The organism is Lentilactobacillus hilgardii DSM 20176 = ATCC 8290 (genome assembly GCF_000159315.1).
GTDB lineage: Bacteria > Bacillota > Bacilli > Lactobacillales > Lactobacillaceae > Lentilactobacillus > Lentilactobacillus hilgardii.
Genome location: NZ_GG670006.1, coordinates 1 through 1584, shown reverse-complemented (window position 1 = coordinate 1584; position 1584 = coordinate 1). Strand labels below are relative to the sequence as shown.

Sequence of the window (1584 nt, the reverse complement as noted above, 5' to 3'; positions counted from 1 at the left end):
GAATTCCGGGTTTTGATTTCTGAGAAGAATGCCTTACAGGTAGAACGATAACCGCTTTGAGGAGCAGTCCTAAAAAAGTGTGCAGAGCTAACCTGGGACAAACCGGAGTGTAGGATGGCAGGCAGCGAATCCCCGTTTTTGGGATTTGATGGCTGTTAGCTTACATGCAGGTTTGTGGTTAGCGGAGCAGTCCTCATAAGTGTGCGGATCAAATCACTTACAAATCACAATCATAATATACAGGATACTTGTATATGTAACTCACAAGTATTATTCCGATGCGTTTGATGTACAAAATCATTAATTGCGTTACACTTTTATTGACAAGATAATTATCTAACCATTTTTGGAGTGGAAAAACGATGATATTGAACAATAAGGGTGATTACCAATTATATCGAAGTAAAATGAAGCGCCATCCAGAATTCAGCCCTCTGAGCGATGAAGACTTGGATCGTGTAATCTCAGCGATGACGATCAAGACTTTTCACAGAGGGCAAGTTCTGTTTGATCAGGGAGATCCTAGAAGAAACTACTATTTTCTTATCAGTGGGGTCGCTAAATCGTTTCATTGGGACGAAAACGGGGATGAGCAGCTCTATCTTTATATTCGATCAAATAAAGGATTCCCATATATTGGGTTATTTGAAGACGAAAATTATGCGTATAGCGTTGAAACGATGACAGAAGTGAAAATTGCTGTTATTCCGATAGCACTTTATGAAACATTGTTGCGGGAAAATCCCGAAATGATGGTTAATGCTATTCGTGAGATGAGCTCAATTATTAATACGACTGAAACGCAGCTTCAACGGATGGTCACAACTAGTGCTAAATGTCGGGTTTGGAATGCGATTTGGTTTCTTGGGCAACAGATTGGTGACAAGCAGGATGATGGAACGGTATTAATCCCATATCCAATGACATTAATTGAATTGTCCAAGGTAAGTGGTACAACAAGGGAAACAACCAGTTTGATGGTGCAGCAGCTGGTTGCGGAAGGTAAGGTACAATACAGTCGGAAGTATTTCAAAATTTTAAGTGTATAAAGTCAATCGGAATATCTCCAGCCAATGTATACCAAGCCAAGTCACTGACTGCACTGGTTTTGCAATTTATTTGATACCAGGGAAGCATCAGAATTTATTTTGTACTAGGGAGTGAGTGACAATATGAAAGAGCATGATGGTAAATTAGGCTTACTCGAACTGATTGGTCTGGTTGTTGGATCAATTATCGGTGGGGGAGTATTTAATTTAATGCATGATATGGCTGTCGGCGCTGGTGCCGGAGCTATTATTATTGGATGGGTTATTACAGCGATCGGAATGGTTATGCTGGCATTAACTTTCCAAAACTTAACAATGAAACGACCGGATCTGGATGCTGGTGTTTATAGTTATGCCGAGGCTGGATTTGGTAAGTATATGGGCTTTAATTCAGCTTGGGGTTACTGGCTGTCCGCATGGCTTGGTAATGTTGGTTATGCCACACTATTGATGAGTGCCGTAGCTTATTTCTTACCGGTCTTTGGTAATGGTCAAAATATTTGGTCGATTGTTGCGGCTTCATTTATTTTGTGGG

Annotated in this window: 2 protein-coding genes; both read left to right on the top strand. The window is 40.6% G+C overall.

Annotated features, from left to right (window positions below):
* Positions 1 to 362 precede the first annotated feature (362 nt).
* Entirely contained in the window at positions 363 to 1049 is a 687-nt protein-coding gene (locus tag HMPREF0519_RS12620) for a Crp/Fnr family transcriptional regulator (protein ID WP_003636812.1), read from the top strand.
* 123 nt (positions 1050 to 1172) lie between these two features.
* Positions 1173 to 1584: amino acid permease (locus tag HMPREF0519_RS12615; RefSeq protein WP_003636810.1), on the top strand; the 412-nt coding region annotated here is incomplete at its 3' end.

What these genes read in the sequence shown, in the direction of transcription:
- HMPREF0519_RS12620 (WP_003636812.1), top strand. Translation starts at nt 363, where the DNA reads ATGATATTGAACAATAAGGGTGATTACCAATTATATCGAAGTAAAATG.